Origin of the sequence: Pseudomonas sp. BN415 (genome assembly GCF_029871195.1) — a bacterium.
Lineage (GTDB): Bacteria > Pseudomonadota > Gammaproteobacteria > Pseudomonadales > Pseudomonadaceae > Metapseudomonas > Metapseudomonas resinovorans.
The window spans coordinates 121,828-147,158 of the sequence record NZ_SSOK01000059.1; the positions used below are offsets into that span (position 1 = coordinate 121,828).

Annotated in this window: 16 protein-coding genes; 7 read left to right on the forward strand and 9 right to left on the reverse strand. The window is 62.5% G+C overall.

Annotated elements, in window-relative coordinates; translation table 11 throughout:
* The first annotated feature begins 10 nt into the window (after positions 1-10).
* From E8F20_RS18045 to selO, 3 genes are all read left to right on the forward strand, one after another.
* A complete protein-coding gene (locus E8F20_RS18045; RefSeq protein WP_280284951.1) occupies positions 11-1,753 on the forward strand; it encodes a potassium/proton antiporter in 1,743 nt (580 codons plus the stop codon).
* Between the two features lie 168 nt (positions 1,754-1,921).
* Positions 1,922-5,251: a mechanosensitive channel MscK gene (gene mscK, locus E8F20_RS18050; RefSeq protein ID WP_280285013.1), complete on the forward strand. Its 3,330-nt coding sequence runs from the start codon at positions 1,922-1,924 to the stop codon at positions 5,249-5,251.
* 41 nt (positions 5,252-5,292) lie between these two features.
* Positions 5,293-6,753: a protein adenylyltransferase SelO gene (selO, locus tag E8F20_RS18055; protein WP_280284952.1), complete on the forward strand. Its 1,461-nt coding sequence runs from the start codon at positions 5,293-5,295 to the stop codon at positions 6,751-6,753.
* Between the two features lie 75 nt (positions 6,754-6,828).
* Here selO and E8F20_RS18060 read toward each other — a convergent pair whose 3' ends face one another.
* A complete protein-coding gene (locus tag E8F20_RS18060; protein WP_280284953.1) occupies positions 6,829-7,524 on the reverse strand; it encodes an amino acid racemase in 696 nt (231 codons plus the stop codon).
* A 237-nt stretch (positions 7,525-7,761) separates the two neighbouring features.
* On the opposite strand from E8F20_RS18060, the gene E8F20_RS18065 reads away from it, so the two are divergent.
* The 4 genes from E8F20_RS18065 (at position 7,762) to E8F20_RS18080 (ending at position 11,470) form a co-directional block, all read left to right on the forward strand.
* Positions 7,762-9,549 carry an SLC13 family permease gene (locus tag E8F20_RS18065; protein WP_280284954.1) on the forward strand — a complete coding sequence of 596 codons (1,788 nt, stop codon included), beginning with the start codon at positions 7,762-7,764 and terminating at the stop codon, positions 9,547-9,549.
* Between the two features lie 55 nt (positions 9,550-9,604).
* Positions 9,605-10,039, forward strand: a complete 435-nt coding sequence (gene trxC, locus E8F20_RS18070; protein WP_280284955.1) for a thioredoxin TrxC — start codon at positions 9,605-9,607, stop codon at positions 10,037-10,039.
* Between the two features lie 89 nt (positions 10,040-10,128).
* Positions 10,129-10,572 (forward strand): YiiD C-terminal domain-containing protein, encoded by a 444-nt coding sequence (locus E8F20_RS18075; RefSeq protein WP_280284956.1) that lies wholly within the window; start codon positions 10,129-10,131, stop codon positions 10,570-10,572.
* Between the two features lie 73 nt (positions 10,573-10,645).
* A complete protein-coding gene (locus E8F20_RS18080; RefSeq protein WP_280284957.1) occupies positions 10,646-11,470 on the forward strand; it encodes a universal stress protein in 825 nt (274 codons plus the stop codon).
* 53 nt (positions 11,471-11,523) lie between these two features.
* Here the strand turns inward: E8F20_RS18080 and E8F20_RS18085 are convergent, their stop codons facing one another.
* The 8 genes from E8F20_RS18085 to pilQ form a co-directional block, all read right to left on the reverse strand.
* Entirely contained in the window at positions 11,524-12,288 is a 765-nt protein-coding gene (locus E8F20_RS18085) for a ParA family protein (protein WP_280284958.1), read from the reverse strand.
* Between the two features lie 222 nt (positions 12,289-12,510).
* Positions 12,511-13,578, reverse strand: a complete 1,068-nt coding sequence (hemE, locus tag E8F20_RS18090; protein WP_280284959.1) for a uroporphyrinogen decarboxylase — start codon at positions 13,576-13,578, stop codon at positions 12,511-12,513.
* A 112-nt stretch (positions 13,579-13,690) separates the two neighbouring features.
* On the reverse strand, positions 13,691-15,109 hold the full coding sequence (locus E8F20_RS18095; RefSeq protein WP_280284960.1) for an FAD-dependent oxidoreductase: 1,419 nt from the start codon (positions 15,107-15,109) through the stop codon (positions 13,691-13,693).
* A 36-nt stretch (positions 15,110-15,145) separates the two neighbouring features.
* Positions 15,146-19,591, reverse strand: a complete 4,446-nt coding sequence (gene gltB / locus E8F20_RS18100; RefSeq protein ID WP_280284961.1) for a glutamate synthase large subunit — start codon at positions 19,589-19,591, stop codon at positions 15,146-15,148.
* Positions 19,592-19,843: 252 nt separating this feature from the next.
* Positions 19,844-21,499, reverse strand: coding sequence for an AAA family ATPase (locus tag E8F20_RS18105; RefSeq protein ID WP_280284962.1), 1,656 nt, complete (start codon positions 21,497-21,499; stop codon positions 19,844-19,846).
* A 9-nt stretch (positions 21,500-21,508) separates the two neighbouring features.
* Positions 21,509-22,612, reverse strand: coding sequence for a 3-dehydroquinate synthase (gene aroB / locus E8F20_RS18110; RefSeq protein WP_280284963.1), 1,104 nt, complete (start codon positions 22,610-22,612; stop codon positions 21,509-21,511).
* A gap of 51 nt (positions 22,613-22,663) precedes the next feature.
* Positions 22,664-23,182, reverse strand: coding sequence for a shikimate kinase AroK (gene aroK / locus E8F20_RS18115; RefSeq protein ID WP_280284964.1), 519 nt, complete (start codon positions 23,180-23,182; stop codon positions 22,664-22,666).
* Positions 23,183-23,187: 5 nt separating this feature from the next.
* Complete coding sequence (gene pilQ, locus E8F20_RS18120) at positions 23,188-25,290, reverse strand: type IV pilus secretin PilQ (protein ID WP_280284965.1); 2,103 nt, start codon at positions 25,288-25,290, stop codon at positions 23,188-23,190.
* Positions 25,291-25,331 lie beyond the last annotated feature (41 nt).

The following is a 25,331-nucleotide window of genomic DNA, read 5'->3' on the forward strand; positions in this document are numbered from 1 at the left end:
GGAGCCACCAGTGGATGCCACCACCGTCAATAGCCTGTTCCTGATCGGCGCGGTGCTGGTAGGCATGAGTATTCTGGTCAGCGCCTTCGGGTCACGCTTCGGCGTCCCCATCCTCGTCGTATTCCTCGTGGTCGGCATGCTCGCCGGCAGCGACGGCCCTGGCGGCATCGTCTTCAACAACTATTCCCAGGCCTACCTGGTGGGCAACCTGGCGCTGGCGATCATCTTGCTGGACGGCGGCATGCGAACCCGCGCCGCTACCTTCCGCGTGGCGCTCTGGCCCTCCTTGTCCCTGGCCACCATTGGGGTGCTGGTCACCGCAGGACTGACCGGTGTGGCCGCCGCCTGGCTATTCAACCTGAGCACCCTGGAAGGCCTGCTGATCGGCGCCATCGTCGGCTCCACCGACGCCGCAGCGGTGTTCAGCCTGCTGGGTGGACGCGGACTCAACGAGCGCGTCAGCGCGACCCTGGAAATCGAGTCGGGCAGTAACGATCCGATGGCCGTGTTCCTCACCGTGACCCTGATCGAGATGCTCGCGACCGGCCAGACCGGCTTCAGCTGGACCTTTGTCGTGCACATCATCCAGCAGTTCGGCATCGGCACCCTGCTGGGCTTCGTCGGTGGCTGGCTGATGCTGCAACTGATCAATCGCCTGACCCTGGCGAACGGCCTCTATCCCCTGTTGGTGGTGGCCGGCGGCATCCTGGTGTTTGCCGTGACCAACGCCGTACACGGCAGCGGCATCCTCGCCGTCTACCTCTTCGGCCTATACCTCGGCAACCGGCCAATCCGCTCCCGCCACGGCATACTGCACATGCTCGACGGCCTCACCTGGCTGGCGCAGATCGGCATGTTCCTGGTGCTCGGCCTGCTGGTAACGCCACACGAGATGTTCCCGATCCTGCTGCCGGCCCTGGGGCTGGCGCTGTGGATGATTATCTTTGCCCGTCCGCTGTCGGTGTTCCTCGGCCTGCTGCCCTTTCGCGCGTTCCACGACCGCGAAAAGGCCTTCATTGCCTGGGTCGGCCTGCGCGGCGCGGTGCCGATCATTCTCGCCGTGTTCCCACTGATGGCAGGGCTGCCCAATGCCCAGCTGTTCTTCAACGTCGCCTTCTTCATCGTGCTGGTGTCCCTGGTTCTGCAAGGCACCAGCCTGCCCTGGGCCGCCAAACTGTTGCGAGTGACCGTACCGCCCGAGCCCGCGCCGATCTCCCGCGCTGGCCTGGAAGTACACCCCACCAGCGAGTGGGAGCTGTTCGTCTACCGTCTGGGAGCCGAGAAGTGGTGCATCGGTGCCGCTCTACGCGAGCTGAAAATGCCGGAAGGCACCCGCATCGCCGCGCTGTTCCGCGGCAAGGAGTTGCTGCACCCATCGGGCAGTACCACCCTGGAAGCTGGCGACATCCTCTGTGTCGTCGGCCACGAGCATGACCTTTCTGCCCTCGGCAAACTGTTCAGCCAGGCGCCGCAGCGCGGGTTGGACCTGCGCTTCTTCGGCGATTTTGTCCTGGAAGGCGATGCCCAGCTGTCTGCGGTGGCCGCGCTCTACGGCCTCAAGCTCGGCGAGCTGGATGGCCACCAAGCCCTGGGCCGTTTCATCGCTCACGAAATCGGCGGCGAGCCTGTGGTCGGCGACCAGGTGGAATGGAACGGTCTAACCTGGACCGTTGCTCTGATGGAAGGGAACAAGGTACGCAAAGTGGGCGTCAAATTTCCCGAAGGGCAGGGTCGTCCGGGGCTGTTCCTCTAGAGGAATCGTCTAGGACGGCTCTCCCGAGTCGTCAGGCCCCCGCCATGGAAACCATGGGGTTCACCGATGCGCGAACCCGGATCACTACCGCTCGTGCCAGACAGTCCCGCAAAGGCCGCCGTGGCATATCATTAGCCGCATTTGAACCCGAGTTACCCGATCGCGATGATTGCCTCCTTGCGCACCTTTCTTGCTGCCACCCTGCTGGGCCTCTGCCTGACTCCGACCTACCTGCAATCTGCCCCCACCGTCGGCGCTGCCTTGCCCAAACCGACTGCCGCGCCAACCGAGAGCAAGGCCGCCGAAGGCGAAGCCCAGGACAAGCCCTCGTTCGAGGAGCAGACTCAGACCTTCGTGGCCAGCCAGCAAGAAAGCCAGCAAGCCCTGACAGCGCTCAAGCGCCAGCTGAGCGATGCCCCCCGCCTGGTCAATGAAGCACAGCGTGAACTGACACGACTGAAGAACAGCCCGCCAATCGCGGTCAAAGAGCGCTATGGCAGATCCGAACTCGCGCAACTGGAAAAGCTGCTGGATGAGCGCAGCAACGAACTGGCCGAACGGCAGAAGTCACTGGCCGACGCCAACAGCCTGATCATCACCGCCCAGACTCGCCCGGAGCGGGCTCAGGCCGAGATCAGTACCAACCAGACGCGTATCCAGCAGATCAACAACAGCCTCAAGACCGGCAAGGAAAACGGCAAGACCATCAGCGACAATCAGCGCAACCTGCTCAGCGCCGAGCAGGCCGCCCTCGTTGCCCAGACCGAGCTGCGTCGCGAAGAGCTGGCGGGCAACAGCCTGTTGCAGGACCTCGGCAACAGCCAGCGCGACCTGCTCATGGAGCGCATCCGCCGTCTTGAGCAGGAAACCCAGGACCTGCAGTCGCTGATCAACGAGATGCGCCGGGAAAGCTCGGAGCAGACGGTGGCCGAACTCTCCCGCGACACAGACAAGGCGACGCCGGATAGCCTGCTCGCGAAAGAAAGCGCCATCAACCTGAAGATGTCCGACTACCTGCTGCGTGCCACCGACCGTCTCAATGAGCTGACCCAGCAGAACCTGCAGACCCGCCAACAACTGGACAACCTCAGCCAGGCCGACCAGGCCCTGGAAGAGCAGATCAGCGTACTCAAGGGCAGCCTGCTGCTGGCCAAGATCCTCTACCAGCAGAAGCAGGCCCTGCCCCACCTGCACCTGGACAAGAACCTGGCCGATGAAATCGCCGATATTCGTCTCTACCAGTTCGAGCTGAATCAGCAGCGCGACCAGTTGAGCAACCAGCAGGCTTATGTTGATGGCCTGCTCGCCGAGCAGCCGCCCGAGCAAGTGACAGCGGAACTGCGTACGACCTTGATGGAACTGGTCACCACCCGCGCCGAGCTGCTCGATCGCCTGAGTCGTGAGCTCAACACCCTGCTCAACGAATCCATCACCCTGCAGCTCAACCAGAAGCAATTGCAGGAGACCTCCCAGGCCTTGCGCAAGACCCTCGACGAGCAGATGTTCTGGATTCCGAGCAACAAGCCACTGGACCTCAACTGGCTGAAATCCACCCCGCACCTGTTGGAACGCCAGTTGGCAGAAATGCCCTGGGGTGCAGGGCTGCGCGAATTGGGCGAGGGCCTGGTGGACCGCCCCTGGCTGTTCCTGCCGTTGCTACTGGTGATCGGCGGCCTGCTGTGGAAACGTCGCTTCCTGTACGCCAAGCTCCACGAGATCAACCAGGACGTCGGCCACTTCAAGCGTGACAGCCAACTGCACACGCCAATGGCCCTGTTCCTGACCGTGATGCTCGCCCTTCCGGTCAGCCTGTTCCTCGTCCTCTGCGGTTTCGCCCTGCAGATCGACGCCCGCGGCCAAAACGCCACCCTGGGCGCCGCCTTTATGGAGATGGCCCAGGCCTGGATGGTGTTCTATACCCTCTACCGCATCCTTGCACCGGGCGGCATCGCCGAACTGCACTTCCACTGGGACCGCCCGCGGGTCGCCTTCCTGCGCAGCCAGATCCGTCGCCTGGGTGGCGTGGTCATGGCGCTGGTAGCCATCGTCACCGTCGCCGAGCACCAACCCGCGGCACTGGCAGACGACATCATCGGCGTCATCGTAGTGCTCAGTTGCTATGCCTTGATGACCCTGGTGCTGAGCAACCTGTTGCTGGCCGAACCCATGCGCGAGCAGACGTCACCTTTCCGCCTGCTGATCGGCGTCGCCTTCACACTGGTTCCGCTGGTCTTCATCATCGCAGTGGGCTTCGGTTACTACTACACCTCGCTCAAACTCACCGATCGGCTGATTACCTCTCTTTACCTGGTGATCGTCCTGTTGCTGGTCGAGGCGGCCTTCGTCCGCGGCCTCTCTGTGGCGGCACGGCGCCTCGCCTACCAGCGGGTGCTCGCCAAGCGCCAGGCGCAGACCAAGGAGAATGCAGAGGGCGAAGAGGTCGTGGTGGAGGAGCCGACCCTCGACATCGAAAAGGTCAACCAGCAATCGCTGCGCCTGATCCGCCTGGCGCTGCTGGGCGTGTTCATTGCCTGCCTGTACCTGGTCTGGGCCGACCTGATCAGCGTGTTCGCCTACCTCGACCAGATCACCCTCTACCAGTACTCCACCGGCACCGGCAATGCCGCCACGCAGGTGCCCATCAGCCTGTTGGACGTGCTCGGTGCATTGATCATCGCCGGCATTACCACGGCGCTCGCGCGCAACCTGCCAGGCCTGTTGGAGGTCCTGGTGCTATCCCGGCTGAAGCTGGCCCAGGGCAGCGCCTACGCCACGACCACCCTGCTGTCCTATGCCATTGCTGGCATTGGCTTTGTCACGGCACTGTCCACCCTCGGCGTCAGCTGGGACAAACTGCAATGGCTGGTGGCCGCCCTCTCGGTGGGTATCGGCTTCGGTATGCAGGCGATCTTCGCCAACTTCATCTCCGGCCTGATCCTGCTGTTCGAGCGCCCCGTGCGCATCGGCGACCTGGTCACCATTGGCACAGTCACCGGCACGGTGAACCGTATCCACATCCGCGCCACCCACATCACCGACAGCGACCGTAAGGAAGTGATCGTCCCAAACCAGACGTTCCTTACCAGTCAACTGATCAACTGGACCTTGACCGACACCGTCACCCGCATCGTGCTGGAGTACAGCGTCAACCGCAGCAGCGATCTCGACCTGGAGCTCGTGCGCAAGCTGCTCCTGCAAGCCACTCAGGAGAACCCGCGCGTACTCCGCGACCCGGCACCCACCGTGCAGCTGAAAACCTATGGCCCTGCCACGTTAGATCACGAGCTGAAGATCTACGTGCGCGAACTCAGCGACAGAGGCCTGGCCACGGACGAACTGAACCGTCGTATCGACCAACTGTTCAAAGAGCACGACATCAATACCGCCAGTACGCCGAAGATGGACGTCACCCTCACCCGCAGGATCGACAAACATGGCGATACCGACGCCGAAGGCATACCGATCAAGGACAAGGCACCGGTCCCGGAGGCCAGATGAGTCCACTTCCAGCGCCGACGGCGGCATGACAAGCTGAGCCCATGAAAAGACTCGACGACCTGCAGTTCGACAACCGTTTCGCCCGCCTGGGTGATGCCTTCTCCACCGAGGTGCTGCCCGAACCCATCGCGGAGCCGCGCCTGGTGGTGGCCAGTCCGGCGGCCATGGCCCTGCTCGACCTGGACCCGGCTGAAGCCGACACCCAGGTATTCACCGAGCTGTTCTCCGGGCACAAACTCTGGTCCGAGGCCGAGCCACGCGCGATGGTCTATTCCGGGCACCAGTTCGGGGCCTACAACCCGCGCCTGGGTGACGGCCGCGGACTGCTGCTAGGCGAGGTGCTCAATGATGCCGGCGAGCATTGGGACCTCCACCTCAAGGGCGCCGGCCAGACGCCTTACTCGCGCATGGGCGATGGCCGCGCGGTGCTGCGCAGCTCGATACGCGAATTCCTCGCCAGTGAATACCTGCACGCCCTGGGCATTCCCACCAGCCGCGCACTGTGCGTGACCGGGTCCTCGACCCTGGTATACCGGGAAACGCGCGAAACCGGCGCCATGCTGCTGCGACTGTCGCCGAGCCACGTACGCTTCGGTCACTTCGAGTACTTCTATTACACGCGCCAGCACGAGCAGCTCGAAACCTTGGGGCGACACGTCATGGAATGCCATTTCCCCCAATGCCTGGAGCAGGAGCAACCCTGGGCCGCGTTCTTCCGTGAAGTGCTGGAACGCAATGCCGAACTCATCGCCCTCTGGCAGGCCTACGGCTTCTGCCACGGTGTGATGAACACCGACAACATGTCGATCCTCGGCATCACCTTCGACTACGGCCCCTACGCCTTCCTCGACGACTTCGATGCCAACCACATCTGTAACCACTCCGACGACAGCGGCCGCTACAGCTTTAGCAACCAGGTGCCCATCGCCCACTGGAACCTCGCGGCCCTGGCGCAGGCGCTGACGCCCTTCGTCGACGTGGACCAGCTGCGAGAGACACTCAATCTGTTCCTGCCGCTCTATCAGGCCCATTACCTGGACTTGATGCGCCGCCGTCTGGGCTTCACTTCAGCTGACGAGCAAGACGAGGCGCGAGTCCAGCGCGTGCTGCAACTCATGCAAGACAGTGCCGTGGACTACAACCAGTTTTTCCGCCGTCTGGGCGAGGAGAGTCCGGAACAGGCACTGCGCAAGCTGCGGGAAGACTTCGTCGACCTCGCAGGCTTCGATACCTGGGCCGCCGACTACCAGGCCCGCGCGGTGCTGGAAGGCGACGACCAGCAAGCACGCCGTACCCGAATGCACGCAGTGAACCCCAGGTACGTCCTGCGCAACTACCTCGCCCAGCGCGCCATCGAGGCGGCCCAGCAGGGTGACTATGCCGAGGTGCGCCAGTTGCACGCCGTGCTGTCCCGCCCCTTCGACGAACAGCCCGGCATGGAACGCTATGCCGAGCGTCCACCAGAATGGGGCAAACACCTGGAAATCAGTTGCTCGTCCTGAGCCGCGATCCCTGTAGGAGCTAGATTGCTAGCGAACGACTTTTTTCGCCAGCAAGCTGGCTCCTACAAATCAGGGCTAGCGGCCCAACATCCACTCCAACCCCATTGCCACATGCCGCTCGGCGCTATCCACCAGCGGCAGTGGCGATGCGCAACCGTCCAGCAACAGGCCGATTTCGGTACAACCGAGGATGGCTGCCTGTGCGCCGCGCGCCTTCAGCTGCGCCAGCTGATCGAGGTAGAAGGCTCGGGCAGCGGGCAGGAACTGACCCACGCAGAGTTCCTGGAAGATCACCCGATCGATTTCCAACATCCCTTCCGCATCGGGCACCAGCACCTGGATACCGAATTTCCGATCCAGGCGCACCCGGTAGAAGTCTTCCTGCATGGTGAAGCGGGTACCAAGCAAGGCCGCACGCTCGACGCCCCGCTCGCACAGTGCCTGGCCGACGGCATCGCCGATGTGGAGCAACGGAATGTCCACCACAGCTTCGATTGCCCCCGCCACTTTGTGCATGGTGTTGGTAGCCAACAGCAGCGCCGTCGCACCGGCACCCGCCAGGCCCTTTGCAGCCTCGGCCAGCACCTGGCCGGCAGCCTCCCATTCACCGGCCTTCTGCTGCGCGGCGATCTGCGCGAAGTCCACCGAGTGCAGCAGTAGCGGCGCCGAATGCAGCCCGCCCAGACGGTCGCGCACGCCTCGGTTGAGCAGTTGGTAATAGGTGATGGTGGATTCCCAGCTCATCCCACCCAGAACGCCCAGCATCCTCATCACTGCCACCTCTCGAATGGAAAGACCCAGCCTAGCTGATGCCCCCGGCGCTGCAGGCATACAGCTGCATGGAGAGGCAGGAATACAGCCTTCCACTGATAACCAAATGACATATAAACCTATTGAAATTGTCTTAGACTCTCTAAAAAAACCCCACTAAATTGGCGGCCTTGCGCGGGTGCCTTACAGGCGCGCCCGATACCTCACACGAGATTCGCACGCCCTCTAAGGAACTCCATGCCCTCCTGGGACGCTTTCCCTCTGCTATTCGTGTCTGCGCTCCTGGTCTGGGTGCTCTATGCGTTCGTCCGCGAAAAGTGGACCCCGGACGTGGTTGTGGCCATCGCCGTCGCCGCCTTGCTGGCAGCTCAGCAGCTCACGCCCCACGACGTGCTCGGCGTGCTATCCAACTCCGCCCCCGTAACCATCGCCTGCATGTTCGTGCTCTCGGCAGCGCTGGAGCGCACAGGTTGCATCGATGCCCTTGGCAACTGGCTCGGCGACCTGGTGGGCGACAGCCCCACCCGCGTGCTCGCAGGCCTGATGATCACGGCCCTGGTGGTGTCTGCCTTCCTCAACAACACCCCGGTGGTAGCCATCCTTACCCCGGTAGCCATCGCCCTGGCCAAACGTGCCAGCAGTTCGCCTTCGAAACTGTTGATCCCGCTGTCCTACGCCACGGTGCTGGGCGGCATGCTGACCATGATCGGCACCTCCACCAACATCCTGGTGGACGGTGTGGCGCGCAAGGCCGGCCTCGAGCCGTTCGGCATGTTCGAGATCACCCCGGCGGCCCTGGCCTTCTGCGCCGTCGGCTTCGTCTACCTGATGCTGTTCAGCCGCCGCCTGCTGCCGGACCGCGAAACCCTCTCCAAGCAACTGCGCCCTGACCTGGGCAGAACCTTCATGAGTGAGTTGCTGGTACCCCACGATTCACCGGTGATCGGCCGCACCATCGGTGAGGCCAACCTCAACGGCGGCAGTGGCCTGAAGGTGCTGAAAATCTTCCGCGACGAGCTGGAAATCACCGAGCCGAGTCATGACACGGCACTGGCGGCCGGTGACCTGCTGGTCCTGCACGGCCAGGTCAAGGACGTGGTCGACCTGCGCGAGAGCAACAAGCTCACGTTCAACCGCGGTGAGGCCTTCGAGACCGTCAGCAGCCATGACGTGATCGTGGCCGAGGCCATCGTCGGGCGTAACTCGCGCTACAGCAACCGCCCCATGCGCGACCTCGACCTCACCGCGCGCTATGGCATCGCCGTGCTTGCCGTGCACCGGCAGGACGAGAACGTGCAGGGTAACCTGGACGACTTCCAGCTGCAGTTCGGCGACGTGATGCTGGTGGAAGGCACGCCCGCACAGATCAAGCGCTTCGCCGACAACGGCGAACTGATCAGCCTCAATGCCGTGCAGGAACGCGCCTACCGCCGCGACAAGGCGCCCATCGCAATACTTGCGACTCTGGCCGTGGTCGTCCTGTCCGCCTTCAGCTTCATGCCCATCGAGGGGCTGGCGATCATCGCTTGCGCCGTGGTCCTGGGCACCCGCTGTCTGGACGTAGATGACGCCTACAAGGCCGTGGACTGGAAAGTACTGAGCCTGATCTTCGGCATGCTCGCCATCAGCATCGCCATGGACAATGTGGGACTGATCGACCTCGTCGTGGCCAAGACCATGGCCGCGATCCCAAACGCCAGCCCGCTGATGATGCTGGGCTTCGTCTACCTGCTGACCACCATCCTCACTGAGATCCTCTCCAACAACGCCGTGGCGGTCCTCGTCACCCCTATCGCCATCGGCATTGCCCAAAGCCTCGGACTGGACCCCCGGCCGTTCGTGGTCGCGGTGATGTTTGCCGCAAGCGTCAGCTTCGCCACTCCGATCGGCTATCAGACCAACACCTTCGTCTACAACGCCGGCGGCTACCGATTCAGCGACTTCATGCGCATTGGCATCCCACTGAACATCCTCATGGTAGGGGTCGCCATGCTGGTGATCCCGCGCATCTGGCCGCTGCAGTAACCTTGAAATTCGCAGGCGCGGCTCCAGATCGGTATCACCGACTCTGGAGTCCCTCATGACCGATCCTTTGCTTGTCCCCTGCGCCCACTGCGCCAGCCTGAACCGCATTCCCGCCGCCCGCCTGGGCGACTCGCCGCGCTGCGGGCACTGCAAGGGCGCCATGCTCCCCAGCGCCCCCTTCGACCTGAATGAGACCAGCTTCGCCAAGCAACTACGCGGAGACCTGCCGCTGCTGGTGGATGTCTGGGCCGACTGGTGCGGTCCCTGCAAGGCCTTCGCACCCATTTACCAGCAGGCCGCCGGGCAGCTACAGGGCCGTTGCCGGCTGGGCAAGCTGGACAGCGAGGCCAACCGCAACCTCGCGGGGCAACTGGGCATCCGCTCGATCCCCACGCTGATCCTGTTCAAGGATGGCCGCGAGGTCGCACGCCAGAGCGGTGCGCTGCCCCTGCCGCAACTGCTCAGCTGGCTCAGCGCCCAAGGCATCTGATCGCTTCGGTCAATCATGCTGGCCATCCCGGTCATTGCCCGGAAGGCCATGGCCGCTAGTCTCTGGACATCGCCAAGCCGGAGTCCGCCATGTCCATGCCCATCGAACTGGTTCGCCAGCTGACCGAGGAACAGATCGCCTTCGTCAAACGCAGCGGCCTCACGGCCGAGATCCTGGAGCCCGGCCATGTGCGCCTGCGCATGCCCTTCAAAGGCAACCAGAACCACATCGGCACGCTCTATGCCGGTGCACTCTTCACCCTGGCCGAGGTACCCGGCGGCGCGCTCTTTCTCACCAGCTTCGACAGCCGCCGCTTCTACCCCATCATCAAGGAAATGAACCTGCGCTTCCGCCGCCCGGCCAAGGGGGACATTACGGTCGAAGCACGCATGGGCAGCGAGGAAATCACACGCATCCAACAAGAGGCCGCAACCAACGGCAAGGCCGACTACCTGCTGGAGCTGCAGTTACTGGACGCCGACGGCGAAGTGGTTGCGCAAAGCCGTGGGCTCTATCAGATGCGGGCACATTGATCGGCCTTGCCCTGGATCAAAATGGCGGGTGACGAAAAGTCGCAGAGTGCGAGCCTCAGAGGAGGCCCCCGCCATGTTCCAGCACATCCTTGTCGCCCATGACCTCAGCCACGAAGCAGACATCGCCCTGCGCCGTGCCATCCAGCTGACCCGCCAGCACAACGCTCGACTGTCCCTGCTGCACGTTCTCGAGGACCATCTACCCAATGCCGTCCAGAGCAACCTGCGGGATGCGGCCCAGCACTACTTCGCTGAACGCCTGACGCAGCTGGGCGCCGAGAACTGCCAGGTGCTACTGCGCAAGGGCCGTCCGGCACAGGAGATTCTCGAGGAAACAGGCGACAGCCAGACTGACCTGCTCGTTATCGGCCGGCACCACCACAACGCACCCGAACTCTTCATCGGCACCACGCTGGAACGGGTCGCCCGCCACCTCACCACGCCACTGCTTCTGGTCGTCGGGGAACGACCTGAACAGCCCTACCAACGCGCGGTCGCCGCCCTGGACTTTTCCCTCTGCGCCTGCGACGCCCTGCGCAAGGGCTGCGCCCTGCTACCTCGGGAGGCCCATCTGACCGCACTGAATGTGATGGAGCTGGGCAACAGGTTGCTGTCCAGAAGCGCCAGCTCGGGCGATTTCTTGGAAACCCAGAAGGCGCTACTGGGGAAGCTGCTGGAAGATGAGTTAACCAGCCTGGCCGACCGAGCCCCCACCGTGGAGGTGGAAGTGCTGCGCGGCTCGCTCCCTAAGGCACTGGACGACGGCATCGCCAGCCTGCGCCCGCAACTGCTCACCCTCGGCAGCCACGGTCGCAGCCTGATTTCGCAGGCCCTGCTTGGCAGCCTCGCCCTGCGCTACCTGCAAAACCCACCCGCAGACCTGTTGCTGGTCAAATAACGCATTCGCCCCGGCAAACCGGGGCGCACAGGATGCGGTCCATTACCGGGCGATCAGCTTTCCAGCAGGTCGTGCAGCTCGACGAACTGCTGGGTCAGCTTATGGTTGCGATCGAGGTAGATCAGCGGTTTGCAGGCCTGGTGCGACTCCCGCATCTTCACCGACATCATCAGGTTGACCGGCAGCACCGGCAGCCCCTCCTCCAATAGCTCATCCAGCAACTGCTGGGGCAAGGTTGCCCGCGGCTGGAACTGGTTGACCACAATGCCCTCCACTTCCAGGCCCTCGTTGTGGTCCTCCTTCAACTCCTCGATTTCTGCAAGCAACCCGTAGAGCGCATTGCGGGAAAAGCTATCGCAGTCGAAAGGAATCAGGCAGCGATCAGCGGCGATCAACGCAGAAACCGTATAGAAGTTCAGTGCAGGAGGCGTATCCAGGTAGATTCGATCGTAGTCTTCGGCCAAGTCGTCCAGCAACTTACGCAACTTGTTGATCTTGTGCTTTGACTCGAGCTTGGGCTGGAGATCGGCCAGCTCGGCCGTGGCGGTCACCACGTGGAGGTTGTCGTAGGGCGTTTCATAGATATCCACCTTGCCCTTGCGGAAGGCGGTAGCCGAGAGCGTCTGCTTGAAGAAGTCGGCGATCCCCATGGGGATATCTTCACCGGTCAGGCCGGTGAGGTAGTGGGTAGAGTTGGCCTGCGCGTCGAGGTCGATCAACAGGGTGCGATACCCCTGCGAAGCGCTTACCGCCGCCAGGTTACAGGCAATGCTGGACTTGCCGACACCGCCCTTCTGATTGAAAACCACGCGCCGCATCGCACACCTCCCTGAGCCTGATAAGTGTCGGATTCTATGCAATGCCCATGACAAGGGCGAGGCCTCCGGCAATATGCTTGTGCTAAACAAGTGACCTCAAAAAGCCACTCGGAGAACTCCTCGATTGCTCGCCATCGACCAGGTTCCAGAAGCCCAGCGCGGTGAGCTCATCAGGATCAATTAGAAAAGGCCGCGAAAGCGGCCCTTTCCATTGCACGGATCTCAGCCGTGGTACTGCGCCGACAGTTCGTGCACTGCCTCGAAGAAGGCGCCAGCGTGGGCCGGGTCGACTTCCGGGGTGATGCCGTGACCGAGATTGAATACGTGGCCAGAGCCTTTGCCGTAGGCGGCGAGGATGCGGCCCACCTCGGCGCGGATGGCCGCAGGATTGGCGTACAGCACGGAGGGGTCCATATTGCCCTGCAGCGCGACCTTGTCACCAACGCGGGCGCGGGCGCTGCCGATGTCGCAGGTCCAGTCCAGGCCCAAGGCTTCGGCGCCGCTGTCAGCCATGGATTCCAGCCAGAGGCCACCGCCCTTGGTGAAGAGGATCACCGGTACGCGACGGCCGTCGTGTTCGCGGATCAGCCCCTCGACAATCTTCTTCATGTAGGCCAGGGAAAATTCCTGGTAGGCCGCCGCTGACAGGCTGCCGCCCCAGGAATCGAAAATCTGCACCGCCTGGGCGCCGGCCTTGATCTGGCCGTTCAGGTAGACGGTCACCGACTGGGCCAGCTTGTCCAGCAGGGCGTGCATGGCTTGCGGGTTGTCGTAGAGCATCGCCTTGGACTTGCGGAAGTCACGGCTGGAGCCGCCTTCGACCATGTAGGTGGCGAGCGTCCAGGGGCTGCCGGAGAAGCCGATCAGCGGCACCCGGCCATTCAGTTCGCGGCGAATGTTGCGGACGGCATCCATCACATAGCCCAGATCTTTCTCCGGGTCAGGGATCGGCAGGGCTTCGATGTCGGCCAGGCTGCCCACCACTTTCTTGAAGCGCGGACCTTCGCCGGTCTCGAAGTACAGCCCCTGGCCCATGGCATCGGGGATGGTGAGGATGTCGGAGAAAAGGATCGCCGCGTCCAGCTGGGGGTAACGGTCCAGCGGCTGGACGGTAACCTCGCAGGCCAGCTCGGGGTTCTTCATCAGGCTGACGAAGTCACCGGCCTTGGCGCGGGTGGCACGGTATTCCGGCAGGTAACGACCGGCCTGGCGCATCATCCAGACGGGAGTGACATCAACGGGCTGCTTGAGCAGGGCGCGGAGGAAACGGTCGTTCTTCAAGGCGGTCATGGCAGTGTCCAACAAAAAAGTGCGGGCATTTTCGCAAAGCCCAACGCAAAAGACACGGCGGGTGCCGTGCCTTTTGTCCATCGCGACGAAATGCCGCGTCGCGCCCTGGAGCTTAGACGCCCAGGTAGTCCAGGATGCCTTCGGCGGCGGTCCTCCCCTCGAAGATCGCTGTCACCACCAGGTCCGAACCGCGGACCATGTCGCCACCGGCGAAGATCTTCGGGTTGCTGGTCTGGTGCTTGAACTGCGACTGCGCGGGGGCGACCACGCGACCCTGGTTGTCGATGCTGATTTCGAACTGCTCGAACCAGGGCGCCGGGCTCGGGCGGAAACCGAAAGCGATCAGCACGGCTTCGGCCGGGATGATCTCCTCGGAACCCGGAATGGGCTCGGGGCTGCGACGCCCGCGGGCATCCGGCTCGCCGAGACGGGTCTCGACCACCTTCACGCCTTCCACCTTGTCTTCGCCAACGATGGCGATGGGCTGGCGGTTGAAGAGGAACTTCACACCCTCTTCCTTGGCGTTCTTCACCTCTTTGCGCGAACCCGGCATGTTCTCTTCGTCACGGCGGTAGGCACAGGTGACGGCCTTGGCGCCCTGGCGAATGGAGGTGCGGTTGCAGTCCATGGCGGTGTCACCACCACCCAGAACCACCACGCGCTTGCCCTTCATATCGACGAAGTCCTCGGGGGACTTCTCGAAGCCGAGGTTGCGATTGACGTTGGCGATCAGGAAATCCAGCGCGTCGTGCACGCCTGGCAGGTCTTCGCCCGGGAAGCCGCCCTTCATGTAGGTGTAGGTACCCATCCCCATGAAGACTGCATCGAACTCCTCGAGCAGTTGGTCCATGGTCACGTCCTTGCCCACTTCGGTGTTCAGGCGGAACTCGATACCCATGCCGGTGAAAACTTCGCGACGACGGCTCAGCACCTGCTTTTCAAGCTTGAACTCGGGGATACCGAAGGTGAGCAGGCCGCCGATTTCCGGGTTCTTGTCGAAGACCACGGGAGCCACGCCATTGCGCACCAGCACATCGGCGCAACCCAGGCCTGCCGGGCCGGCACCGATCACAGCGACACGCTTGCCGGTTGGCTTGACCTTGGACATGTCCGGACGCCAGCCCATGGCGAACGCGGTATCGGTGATGTACTTCTCCACCGAGCCGATGGTCACGGCACCGAAACCGTCGTTCAGCGTGCAGGCGCCTTCGCAAAGGCGGTCCTGCGGGCACACGCGGCCGCAGACTTCCGGCAGTGTGTTGGTCTGGTGCGACAACTCGGCGGCAGCCAGGATGTTGCCTTCCGAAACCAGCTTCAGCCAGTTCGGAATGAAGTTGTGCACCGGGCACTTCCACTCGCAATAGGGGTTGCCGCAGCCGAGGCAGCGGTGGGCCTGGTCAGCCGCTTGCTGCGGCTTGAACAGGTCATGGATCTCGACGAATTCCTTCTTGCGCTGGCGCAGCAGTTTCTTCTTCGGATCCTTGCGCCCGACCTCGATGAACTGGAAGTCGTTGTTCAGACGTTCAGTCATTAAAAAAACCTCATCAAACCACTTCAGGCGCTGTTGTCATTGCGGGTTGGCACGGGTGCTGGAGAGCAGCGAGGCAAGGCTCGCAGCCTTCGGCTTGACCAGCCAGAACTTACGCAGGTAATCGTCCAGGTTTTCCAGCAGGTGGGCACCCCAATCGCTAGAGGTTTCCTTGACGTACTCCACCAGCACGCCGTGCAGGTGGCTGCGATAAGCCTCCATGGACTCGTTGCTGATGCGCTGGATTTCCACCAGTTCGTGGTTGACCCGGTCGACGAAGCTGTTGTCCTGGTCCAGTACGTAGGCGAAACCGCCAGTCATGCCGGAACCGAAGTTATAGCCAGTCTTGCCCAGGACACAGACGAAACCGCCGGTCATGTACTCGCAGCAGTGGTCGCCAGTGCCTTCCACCACGGTGTGGGCACCGGAGTTACGCACGGCGAAACGCTCGCCTGCGGTACCCGCAGCGAACAGTTTGCCGCCCGTAGCGCCGTAGAGGCAGGTGTTGCCGACGATCGCCGACTCCTGGCTCTTGAAGGGGCTGCCCTTGGGCGGAGTGATCACGACCTTGCCGCCGGTCATGCCCTTGCCGACGTAGTCGTTGGCATCGCCTTCGAGGTACAGGTTCAGGCCACCGGCGTTCCACACGCCGAAGCTCTGGCCCGCGGTACCGCGGAAGCGGAAGGTCACCGGAGCATCCTTCATGCCCTGGTTGCCGTGCCGACGGGCGATCTCGCCGGAAATCCGCGCGCCGATGGAGCGGTCGCAGTTGCAGATGTCCATGTCGTAGAAGCCGCCGGTCTTGCCTTCGACGGCTGCCCTGGAGATGTCCCACATCTTCTCCGCCAGCAGGCCCGGATCGAAGGGCGGGTTTTTCTCAACGACGCAGAACTGCGGCTTGTCCGCCGGCACGTGGTCACTGCCCAGCAGCGGGCTGAGATCCAGGTGGCCCTGTTTCTCGGTATCGCCCGGCAGCATTTCCAGCAGGTCGGTACGGCCGATCAGCTCGCTCAGGCTGCGCACGCCCAGCTTGGCCAGCCATTCGCGGGTTTCTTCGGCGATGTAGGTGAAGAAGTTCATCACCATTTCGACGGTGCCGATGAAGTGGTCCTTGCGCAGCTTGTCGTTCTGGGTAGCGACGCCAGTGGCGCAGTTGTTCAGATGGCAAATCCGCAGGTATTTGCAGCCAAGGGCGATCATGGGTGCGGTACCGAAGCCGAAGCTTTCGGCGCCGAGAATGGCCGCCTTGATTACGTCGAGGCCGGTTTTCAGGCCGCCGTCGGTCTGCACCCGGACCTTGCCGCGCAGGTCGTTGCCGCGCAGGGTCTGGTGGGTTTCCGCCAGGCCCAGTTCCCACGGGCTGCCCGCATACTTGATGGAGGTCAGCGGGGATGCGCCGGTACCACCGTCATAGCCGGAGATGGTGATCAGGTCGGCATAGGCCTTGGCCACGCCAGCGGCGATGGTGCCAACACCCGCTTCGGCCACCAGCTTCACCGAGACCAGCGCCTGCGGGTTGACCTGCTTGAGGTCATAGATCAGTTGGGCAAGGTCTTCGATGGAGTAGATGTCGTGGTGCGGCGGCGGCGAAATCAGGGTGACGCCAGGCACTGCGTAACGCAGACGGGCGATCAAGCCGTTGACCTTGCCGCCGGGCAGTTGGCCGCCTTCACCGGGCTTGGCGCCTTGGGCGACCTTGATCTGCAGTACTTCGGCGTTGACCAGGTACTCCGGCGTCACACCGAAGCGGCCAGTAGCCACCTGTTTGATCTTGGAGCTCTTCACTGTGCCGTAGCGCGCAGGGTCTTCACCGCCTTCACCGGAATTGGAGCGGCCGCCCAGGCGGTTCATGGCTTCGGCCAGTGCTTCGTGCGCTTCGGGAGACAGCGCGCCCAGGGAAATACCCGCCGCGTCGAAACGCTTGAAGATGGACTCCAGCGGCTCGATCTCGTCCAGCGGCAGCGGCTGGTCGATGGTCTTGACCTTGAGCAGGTCGCGCAGCATCGACACCGGACGGGTGTCCACCAGCGCGGTGTATTCCTTGAACTTTTCGTAGTTGCCCTGCTGCACAGCGGCCTGCAGGGTATTCACTACATCCGGGTTGTAGGCGTGGTACTCGCCGCCATAGACGAACTTCAGCAGGCCACCTTGCTGGATAGCCTTGCGGTTGTTCCAGGCTTCGAAGGCCAGCAGCTTCTGCTCCGACTCGATGTCGACGAAGCGTGCACCCTTGATGCGACTGGCGACACCACGGAAGCTGAGGTCCACAACTTCCTCGGACAGGCCGACGGCTTCGAACAGCTGCGCGCCACGGTAGGAGGCGATGGTGGAGATGCCCATCTTCGACAGGATCTTCAGCAGGCCCTTGGAGATGCCCTTGCGGTAGTGCTTGAAGACTTCGTACAGATCGCCCAGCACTTCACCGGTGCGGATCAGGTCCGCCAGCACTTCATAAGCGAGGAAGGGGTACACGGCGGAAGCACCGAAGCCCACCAGCACGGCAAAGTGGTGCGGGTCGCGGGCAGTCGCGGTCTCGACCAGGATGTTGCAATCGCAGCGCAGGCCCTTTTCCACCAGGCGATGGTGCACGGCACCGACGGCCAGAGATGCGTGGGCCGGCAGCTTGCCAGGGGCGATGTGACGGTCGGTCAGGACCAGCAGGACCTTGCCGGAACGCACGGCTTCTTCGGCCTGGTCAGCCATGTTGCGCACGGCCGCTTCGAGGCCGAGGCCCTCGTCGTAGTTCAGGTCGATGATCTGCCGCTCGAAGCCCGGACGGTCCAGGCTCATCAGCGCGTTCCACTTGGCCGGGGAGATCACCGGGCTGCTGAGGATTACGCGGGTGGCGTGGTCAGGCGACTCGCTGAAGATGTTGCGCTCGGCACCGAGGCAAATCTCCAGGGACATGACGATGGCTTCACGCAGCGGGTCGATCGGCGGGTTGGTGACCTGCGCGAACTGCTGACGGAAATAGTCGAACGGCGAACGCACGCGCTGGGACAGCACAGCCATGGGGGTGTCGTCGCCCATGGAACCAACCGCTTCCTGACCCTGTTCGGCCAGCGGGCGCAGTACCTGGTCACGCTCCTCGAAGGTGACCTGGAACATTTTCATGTACTGCTTGAGCTGGTCGCTGTCGTAGCTGGCCACGCCGTGGTCGTCGTCGAGCTTGGCCTGAATGCGCACGGCACTCTGGCGCAGCCACTGCTTGTACGGATGGCGCGACTTCAGGCGGTTGTCGATGTCTTCGGTGTTGAGGACCTGGCCGGTCTCGGTATCCACCGCGAGGATCTGGCCCGGGCCGACACGGCCCTTGGCGATCACGTCTTCCGGCTTGTAATCCCACACACCGATTTCCGAGGCGAGGGTGATGTAGCCGTTCTTGGTGGTGACCCAGCGAGCCGGGCGCAGGCCGTTACGGTCGAGCAGGCAAACGGCGTAGCGGCCGTCGGTCAGCACGACGCCGGCAGGGCCGTCCCAGGGCTCCATGTGCATGGAGTTGTATTCGTAGAAAGCACGCAGGTCGGCATCCATGGTTTCCATGTTCTGCCAGGCCGGCGGGATGATCATGCGCACGCCACGGAACAGGTCGATGCCGCCGGTGACCATCAGTTCGAGCATGTTGTCCATGCTGGAGGAGTCGGAACCCACACGGTTGACCAGCGGGCCGAGCTCGTCGATGTCGGGCAGTTGCTCGTTGGCAAACTTGGTGCGGCGGGCTACCGCCCAGTTGCGGTTACCGGTAATGGTGTTGATCTCGCCGTTGTGGGCGAGGAAGCGGAAGGGCTGCGCCAGCGGCCACTTCGGCAAGGTGTTGGTAGAGAAGCGCTGGTGGAAGACGCAGATGGCAGTCTGCAGGCGTTCGTCACCCAGGTCCGGGTAGAACTGCTGCAGGTCGGCCGGCATCATCAGGCCTTTGTAGATGATGGTCTTGTGCGAGAAACTGCAGATGTAGTGGTCGGTGTCAGCGGCGTTGGCCACGGAGGAGCGACGACGGGCGCTGAACAGCTTGACCGCCATCTCCTGGTCACCCAGACCTTCACCGCCGATGAATACCTGCTCGATCTGCGGCAGGCGCTCGAGGGCCAGGCGGCCAAGGACACTGGTGTCCACCGGAACCTTGCGCCAGCCGATCAGTTGCAGGCCCGCAGCGAGGATTTCGCGATTCATGTTCTCGCGAGCCGCTTCGGCACGAGCCGGGTCCTGGTTGAAGAAGACCATGCCAACGGCGTACTGGGCAGGCAGATCGACCGCGAAAGTCTCCTTGGCAATAGCGCGCAGGAAAAGATCGGGCTTCTGGATCAACAGACCACAACCGTCGCCGGTCTTGCCGTCGGCGTTGATGCCGCCGCGGTGGGTCATGCAGGTCAGGGCTTCAATGGCGGTTTTCAGAAGATGGTGGCTCGCCTCGCCCTGCATATGGGCGATCAAGCCGAAACCGCAGTTATCCTTGAATTCATCAGGATGGTACAGACCTGCTTTCATAGGGGAACTCTCACCAGGGCTGCCTTAAGAAAAAGGCAGAATTGCTTTGTAATTCAACTCCTTACCATACGCACCGGACTTGTCGCCAGCTTTTGCGTAGGCAAAGGGAGGTCATTGTACATAGCCCATTGGTCGACCACAAATCTTAGCGGCCAACTAGTGAAAGTCGATGTCGCAAAAATGAATGAATGAACCAGGAGGCCGTGCTAGCGACCGCCTGGTCAGAAGGCGAGGGATCAGGCTCGCGCGGAACTAGCGAGCCATCTCCTGCTGGATACTGGCAAATGTCTTGGGCCAGGGTTTACCAGCCTGGACCTTGGCCGGCAAGGACTTGATCGCAGCCTGGGCAGCAGTGCGACTGGGGAAACTGCCAAAGGTCACCACGTAGAGCGTCTTACCCTGATATTGCTTCTTGAAGTAGTGGTACTGGCCGCCATTTTGCTGAACGAAGGCTTTGGCACTGCTCTCCGAACTGGTGCCAAGCACCTGCAGGGCGAAATGATTGCCAGTCTGGCTGCGATACCAACCATTGCCCGCACTCCCACCCACAGCAGCAGGCGCCGAGGCAGGCTTCTCAGCCGGCTTGGCCGCGGCCTGACTCGACGCGGGGGCCGGCTTGGGAGCCGGTGCCGAAACGGCCGCCGATGCCGGAGCCAAGGTGGCAGGTTTGTCGGGTGCGACCGGGGCAACAGGTACGGCCGCGACAGGCTGAGTCGGCATGGGCAACGGTTGCGACGACGCAATGGGCTCAACCGGTACAGGCGCTGGACTGGCTGTCGCCCCCTGGGGCGGTGCAACGGTGGTGACGGTAGGCGGCACATTGGTGATCGCATCGGGTGCCGGAGCATCTTCCGGCTCACCCTGGCCAGCTGCCTGCGCCAGCGGTTCGCGAATCACCGGCTGGGCTTCTCCCACCAACGGCAACGGCAGCGGCTGGGAGGAACCTGCAAACTCGACAGCCGGCGCGCCAGAATCATCCTGACTGCCAGCCTGGCCGGCTGGAGCCTGCCCCAACGGCACCTGGGCGGCTGCAGGTGCAGTCTCAGCATTGCCCTCGTTGCGCCCCTGCATCATCCAGGCAGCAATCACGCCAACCCCGACGACTGCAAGGGCCAGCAGGTGCTTCTTCGGCAGGCTGAAGCCGGTAGCGGATTTCCGCGACGCGCCACGCTCGGCAAGCATCGCTTCGACCATGAAATCACGTGCGACCTGGTTGATCGAGCCGGGCCAGCCGCCGGATTGCAGGTGGATATCTTCCACCTGCTCATCGCTCAGCAACTCGATGCCACGACCAGCACCCTCGAGGCGCTGAGCGAGGTACTCACGGGTTTCTTCCTGGCTGTAGGGCTGCAGCTCAATGACATGGAAGCGCTCCTCGCCTTCAGCCAGTGCATCGAGGCGTGCCAGCAAGGAGTCTTCACCGAACAGGAATACATGGGTGCGCGCCTCGACATTGCCCTCGGCCAAGGCCAGCAGGTTGTCGAGAGACGCGTCATCCAGCTCTTCGGCATCATCCACCAAGAGATACACCTCCTGGCCGGTCAGGGCGAGTTGGGCGACCTGGGCCAGAATGGAGCGCACATCGGCCTGGGCAACATTCAATCCTTGGGCGATCTGCCGTAGCAGGCCTCCGACTTCGACCGAATTGCGAGCCGACACCACGAGACTCTGCACGGCCTGTTTGTTGGTGCTGGCGACCAGGGCCTGACGCAGCAGGGTCTTGCCGCTGCCATGCGGGCCGCTCACCACGAGCATCAGTTGGCTATAGCGCGCTAGATGGTGGAGCTGACCGAGCACAGGCTTGCGCTGGGCAGGGAAGAACTTGAAGCCAGGCACCCGCGCCGCGAACGGGTCATGGGTGAACTGGTAATGACCGAGGTAGGCCTCGTCGGCGTGCAGGCTGCTCATGGGAATCCTTTACTCTCCAAGCTTGTCGGCCAGGGCGCGATAGTCGGCGGCCAGGGTGGCCTCCAGCGCATCGCGCGAATATTCGGCAGTCACGACGGCTTCACCTATTCGGCGCAGCAGCACCAGGCGTAACTGGCCATCGAGCACCTTCTTGTCTACGGCCATATGCTGGCGGAATTGTTCCGGCGTCATGTCCGTCGGCGGTACGACCGGCAAGCCGGCACTGCGCAGGAGGCGAATCGCCGCATCGCGCTCGTCTGTTGAAATCCAGCCCAGACGGCTGGACATCTCCAGGGCCATGACGGTACCCGCCGATACCGCCTCACCATGCAGCCAAGCACCGTAACCCTGCTGAGTCTCGATGGCGTGGCCGAAGGTGTGGCCCAGGTTGAGAATGGCGCGTAGACCAGACTCACGCTCATCCACCCCGACCACCCTGGCCTTGGCGGCACAGGAGCGCTCGATGGCTTCAGTCAGGGCACCGGCGTCGAGGCCGCGCAGGGCAGGCATCTTCTCATCGAGCCAAGGCAGGAACGACTCGTCACAGATCAGGCCGTACTTGATTACCTCGGCCAGGCCGGCAGACAGTTCACGCTCCGGCAGGGTGCGCAGGCTGTCCGTGTCGATGATCACCGCCTTGGGCTGATAGAAGGCGCCGACCATGTTCTTGCCCTGCGGATGGTTGATCCCGGTCTTGCCACCGACGGAGGAGTCCACTTGGGACAGCAGAGTGGTAGGTACCTGTATGAAGTCCACGCCACGCTGGTAACAGGCTGCAGCAAAGCCGGCCATGTCACCGATCACACCACCCCCAAGGGCAATCACGGTAGTGCGCCGATCATGGCGCGCGCCCAGCAAGGCGTCGAAGATCAGCTGCAGGGTTTCCCAGTTCTTATGGGCCTCGCCATCGGGCAGCACAATCGGCAATACCGAATAGCCCTGCAAGGTCTGGGTCAGTTTCTCAAGATAGAGGGGCGCCACAGTCTCATTGGTGACGACAGCCACCTGCCGACCCGCGATATGCGGCGCGAAGAGCTCCGACTGCGACAGCAGCCCGGAACCTATATGAATGGGATAGCTACGCTCGCCAAGATCGACCTGAAGTGTCCGCATGGGGCCCCCGACATAAAAAGGGCTAAAGGATAGCGCAGTTCCGCCCGCGCATTAACGGGGCGGCAGTGCCTGCAGGCGCGCCAGTATTTCTTGCACCACTAGGCGCGGCGGCCGCTCGTCGGTTTCGATGATGATATCGGCGATCTCGCGGTAGAGCGGATCGCGAATCGCCATCAGGTCGCGCAGGACCTTTCCCGGATCAGCCGAGCGCAGCAATGGGCGATTGCGGTCCCGAGCGGTCCGTTCGATCTGCTGCTCAACGGAAGTATGCAGATAGACAACCCGCCCGCCACAGCGCAACGCCTGGCGATTGGCCGGACGCAGCACTGCGCCGCCGCCAGTCGCGAGGACGACACCGTCCTGCTCGCAGAGCTCTTCGATCATCGCCTGTTCACGATCACGAAAGCCCTGCTCGCCCTCGACGTCGAATATCCAAGGGATATTCGCTCCGGTGCGCTGTTCGATTTCCTTATCGGAGTCCTTGAAGGGAAGTCGCAGTTCTTTAGCAAGCAAACGCCCGATGGTGCTTTTTCCTGCCCCCATCGGGCCGATCAGAATCAAATTTCGCACCGATATCAGCGACTCACCGCAATTGCCTGGTTGTTCATGATACGGGGAGTGAGGAATACCAGTAGCTCGGATTTCTTGTCCTGAACCACGTCGCGACGGAACATGCGGCCGAGGAAGGGCAGGTCGCCGAGGAAGGGCACCTTGTCCACCGCCTTGGTTTGGGTGTTGGAGAATACCCCACCTATGACAATGGTTTCACCATCGTTGACCAGTACCTTGGCATTGACTTCGTTTTTGTTGATCGGCGGTACGCCGTTCAGGGCGTTGGCGAAGTCCGGAGCATCCTTGGTGACCTTGACTTCCATGATGATGCGGTTGTCCGGAGTAATCTGCGGAGTCACCTCGAGGGACAGGGCCGCCTCCTTGAAGGAAGTGCTGGTGGCGCCGCTGGAACTGGCTTCCTGATAGGGAATCTCGGAACCTTTCAGGATCTTGGCAGTTTCCTTGTCAGAGGTGACCACCTTGGGTTGCGACACGATCTCGCCGTTGCCGGTCTTCTCCATGGCCGACAACTCGAGGTCGAGAATGGTGTTATCGGTGATGAAACCGATACCAATGCTCGAGGTAGCGCCGCTGGCGCCGAGGTCGACGAATGGAGAGTTCGCCAGGTTCACGTTGCCTGCCTGCGAAGCACCCGGACGACCGGCACCACCGCCACCGACAACGAAGTTGTTGTCACCGATGCTCGCGCCACGCCATTCGACACCCAAGGCCTTGTCGTAGTCGACGTTGGCTTCGACGATGCGAGCCTCGATCATTACCTGACGAACCGGGATATCCAATTGGGCAACGATGCGGCGCAATTCGCCCAGCTTGTCCTCGGTCTGGTAGGCGATGATGCTATTGGTGCGGTCATCCACAGTAATGGAACCGCGCTCATCGGTACCGTCGGCACTCGGGTCGCCGCTGGTAACGGACTGGAACAGCTTGGCAATGTCAGCAGCCTTCGCGTAGTTCACCTGGATCAGCTCACGACGCAGGGGAGCGAGTTCGGCGATTTGCTTCTGCGATTCCAGCTCCTGACGCTCGCGAGCGGCAATTTCGTCAGCCGGCGCGACCAGCAGCACGTTGCCGACTTTGCGCTTGTCCAGGCCCTTGGTCTTCAGCACGAGATCCAGAGCCTGATCCCACGGCACATTCTGCAGGCGCAGGGTGATGTTGCCTTGCACGGTGTCCGAAGCCACCAGGTTCAAGTCGGTGAAGTCGGCAATCAGCTGCAATACCGAGCGCACGTCGATATCCTGGAAATTCAGCGACAGCTTCTCGCCAGAGTAGGCAAACCGCTCCGCCCTGCGCTTCTCCACGTCATCCTGGGTCAGCGGCTTGATACTGACAGTGAGCTTGTTGTCGGTCTGGTAGGCCAGGTAGTCATAGAAGCCGGTAGGTTCGATGCTGATGCTGGCGTTGCTGCCGGAACCCGAGGCACTGACAAACTGCACGGGAGTAGCGAAGTCCTTCACATCCAGGCGTACACGCAGAGGCTCTGGCAGCTGGGTCTTGGAGAAGTCCAGGCGAATCTTGCCGCCCTGCTCTTGAATGTCCGGGCTGACGCTGGGATCGGAAAGGGTAATGACCACATTGCCCTCACCCTGCTCGCCACGCTGGAAGTCGATGTTTTCGATGGCGCGATCGGCACGGCCGTAGCTCTTGACCGGCTGCGAAGCCGTCAAGGGGGCAGCGGCCGGAGCTGGCGCGGACGCCACAGTGCGTGGAGCGGCTGACGTGGACGCGGAATCACCCACCAGGACATAAAGGTTTCGACCCTCCACACGGGTGCTATAGGGCACCAGGGTGGACAGGTTGATGATCAGACGGGTGCGATCCTTGGCCTCGACAACCGTCACGCTGCGGGCGTTGCCTACGCCCAACTCGCGGTTCTTGGAGCCCAGCTTGTTCGACACGCCTGGAAGGTCCAGGGCGATGCGCGCAGGCTGCTCAATGGTATAGCCACGGGGAGCGACCACCGGCTCGTCGAAAGCCAGTTTGAGTTCAACCCTGTCGCCCGGAAGGGCCGCAACATCCAGCGCCTGAAGGTTCGCAGCCAGCAGCGCTGGCGACAGCAGTGCAGCCAATAGCGTGATACCAAGGCGCGATAGCGAGCTTTTCATCATCTGGTTCCGTTGTGCAGACCGGTAGTTATTCTTCATCG

Coding starts and splice junctions, on each gene's coding strand:
- selO (WP_280284952.1), top strand. CDS start 5,293: ATGAAAAGACTCGACGACCTGCAGTTCGACAACCGTTTCGCCCGCCTG.
- E8F20_RS18060 (WP_280284953.1), bottom strand. CDS start 7,524: ATGAGGATGCTGGGCGTTCTGGGTGGGATGAGCTGGGAATCCACCATC.
- E8F20_RS18065 (WP_280284954.1), top strand. CDS start 7,762: ATGCCCTCCTGGGACGCTTTCCCTCTGCTATTCGTGTCTGCGCTCCTG.
- trxC (WP_280284955.1), top strand. CDS start 9,605: ATGACCGATCCTTTGCTTGTCCCCTGCGCCCACTGCGCCAGCCTGAAC.
- E8F20_RS18075 (WP_280284956.1), top strand. CDS start 10,129: ATGTCCATGCCCATCGAACTGGTTCGCCAGCTGACCGAGGAACAGATC.
- E8F20_RS18080 (WP_280284957.1), top strand. CDS start 10,646: ATGTTCCAGCACATCCTTGTCGCCCATGACCTCAGCCACGAAGCAGAC.
- E8F20_RS18085 (WP_280284958.1), bottom strand. CDS start 12,288: ATGCGGCGCGTGGTTTTCAATCAGAAGGGCGGTGTCGGCAAGTCCAGC.
- hemE (WP_280284959.1), bottom strand. CDS start 13,578: ATGACCGCCTTGAAGAACGACCGTTTCCTCCGCGCCCTGCTCAAGCAG.
- E8F20_RS18095 (WP_280284960.1), bottom strand. CDS start 15,109: ATGACTGAACGTCTGAACAACGACTTCCAGTTCATCGAGGTCGGGCGC.
- gltB (WP_280284961.1), bottom strand. CDS start 19,591: ATGAAAGCAGGTCTGTACCATCCTGATGAATTCAAGGATAACTGCGGT.
- E8F20_RS18105 (WP_280284962.1), bottom strand. CDS start 21,499: ATGAGCAGCCTGCACGCCGACGAGGCCTACCTCGGTCATTACCAGTTC.
- aroB (WP_280284963.1), bottom strand. CDS start 22,612: ATGCGGACACTTCAGGTCGATCTTGGCGAGCGTAGCTATCCCATTCAT.
- pilQ (WP_280284965.1), bottom strand. CDS start 25,290: ATGAAAAGCTCGCTATCGCGCCTTGGTATCACGCTATTGGCTGCACTG.